2 protein-coding genes are annotated in these 2293 nt (G+C 64.8%); both read left to right on the top strand.

Annotated elements, in window-relative coordinates:
• The coding region (locus tag GSQ76_RS29835) for an amidase family protein (protein WP_254070714.1) at nt 1-538 on the top strand (538 nt) is incomplete at its 5' end.
• A 29-nt stretch (nt 539-567) separates the two neighbouring features.
• A complete protein-coding gene (locus GSQ76_RS29830) occupies nt 568-2205 on the top strand; it encodes an ABC transporter substrate-binding protein (protein WP_158747719.1) in 1638 nt (545 codons plus the stop codon).
• Nucleotides 2206-2293: the final 88 nt, after the last annotated feature.

Raw genomic sequence — 2293 nt, 5'->3', positions numbered from 1 at the left:
CTTGCAGCGTCTTGGCGCCAAGCGCAGTGTGATCGAGCTCCCGGATCTCAACGAGATCTGCGCGTCCTTCATGACGCTGGTGCAGGCCGACGCCGCCATGGTGCATCGTGACCGGTTGGAGGCCGAGCCGGAGAAGTTCGGCGCCGACATTCTGGGTCGCTTGCGGATGGGGGCGGCCTTTCCCGTGGTGAACTATGCCGCGGCGTTGGAGCGGCAGCAGCTTTGGCGGCATCAAGTCGGCGAGATCTTCCGTGGCGTCGACCTGCTGGCGATGCCGACCGTCGGCTTCGGCGCGCCGCTTGCATCCGAAGCCCCCGACATGATCGCGCTCACTCACCGTCTGACGCGGCTGACATCACCCTGGCCGTATGCCGAACTACCCTGCTTGTCACTGCCATGCGGCCTCACCCAGGATGGGCTGCCCGTCGGCCTCCAACTGGTCGGGCCAATGTGGTCGGAAGCACTGCTGCTGGCCGCCGCAGTGGCATTCCAGGACGCCACGGACCATCACGAGGCGGTTCCGCCGCTGCTCCGCTAATCGCTCCGATCGACCGAGGAATGCACCCGATGACCAACACCGTCAGCCGCCGCACCCTATTGCAGGGCCTTGCCGCCGCACCCGCCGTGGCAGTGTTGCCATCGGCCCTGGGCATGGATCTGGCCCTTGCGGATGCGCCCGGCGGCACGCTGCGGGTGGCGATGACGGTGGCGGCGGTGCCGAACTCCAACGGATGCCCGGACCAGGGCGGCGAGGGCCAGCGCTTCATGGGCATCACGCTGTATGATCAATTGGTCGCCTGGGATCTGTCGCATTCGGATCGCGCCGCCACATTGATTCCTTGCCTGGCGACGTCCTGGAAGGTCGATGCGGCCAATCCGAAGCGTTGGCATTTCACGATCCGTGAGGGGGTGAAATTCCATGACGGCCACACGATGGTCGCCGACGATATCGTGTTCTCGCTCGACCGGGCGTTCAAGCGGGATGCGGCGTGGTTCGACCAGCGAGCCTTCAGCCAGATCCTGCCCCAGGTGCCTAATGTTGCGGATTGGGGATCGGACGGCGACCACCAGATCTGGATCGAAACCAAGACGATCGACGGGACTCTGCCCTACGCGCTGACTTGGCTGGGCATCGTGCATCGTGGCGCGTGGGAGGCGGCGGGCAAGGATTGGGCTGCATATATGCAGCGCCCGGTCGGCACCGGGCCTTGGAAGATGCAGGTTTTCGTGCAGCGCGAGCGGGCGGAGATGGTGCGCAATGCCGAATATTGGAACAAAGACCGCATCCCGAAATGCGAGCGGCTGGTGCTGCTGCCCGCGCCCGACGCCAACGCGCGCGTCGCCGCCCTGCGCGCCGGCCAGGTGGATTTTATCGAGGCGCCCGCACCGGATGCCGTGCCGTCGCTGACGGCCGCCGGGTTCAAGATCGTCACCAATATCTACCCGCATAACTGGATGTGGTTCCTGTCGCAGACCCCCGGTTCGCCCTGGACCGACATCCGCGTGCGCAAGGCCGCCAATTTGGGCATCGACCGCGCTGGGCTGAAGGCGCTGTTGGGCGGGCTGATGCTGGAGGGCGAAGGCGTCGTGACCAAGGGCGATCCCTGGTATGGCAAGCCGACCTTCGAACTGAAATATGATCCGGACGCCGCCCGGGCGCTGCTGGCCCAGGCCGGCTTCGGGCCGAAGAACCCGCTGCGGACCAGGGTCGCGATCTCCAACAGCGGCTCCGGCCAGATGCAGCCGTTGGCGATGAACGAATTCATTCAGCAGAACCTGCAAGACATCGGAATCACCGTCGATCTGGAAGTGTTCGAATGGCAGGCCCTGATCGAGGCATGGAAGGCCGGGGCAGGCGCTCCAGCGTCGCGTGGGTGCATGGCACTGAACATCTCCCAGGGGTCGTTCGACCCGTTCCGAGCGTTCGCCCGCATCCTGCAATCCGACCTCGCGGCGCCAAATGGGGTAAATTGGAGCAAGGTGGCGCAGCCGGAGTTGGACAAGCTGTTCGCCGCCGCCCAATTGGCCACCGACCCGGCGGAGCAGAACAAGATCCTGGCCGACATTCACGGCAAGGTCGTCGATGATGCGCTGTTCCTGTTCGCGGCACATGATCTGAACCCCCGGGCGATCAGCCCGAAGGTGAAAGGCTTCGTGCAGGCGCAATCCTGGTTTCAGGATTTAACCCCGATCCAGGTCGGCTAATCGCCCGGCCGGCGCAGCAAGGTTGTAAAATCCGTCGGAGCATGATCGGGTGCGTCAGCAATGTCCGGGGGGATGCACCATGTCTGCC

The organism is Acidisphaera sp. L21 (assembly GCF_009765685.1).
In the GTDB taxonomy this organism is placed as follows: domain Bacteria; phylum Pseudomonadota; class Alphaproteobacteria; order Acetobacterales; family Acetobacteraceae; genus LMUY01.
This window is presented reverse-complemented; position numbering and strand designations above follow the sequence as displayed.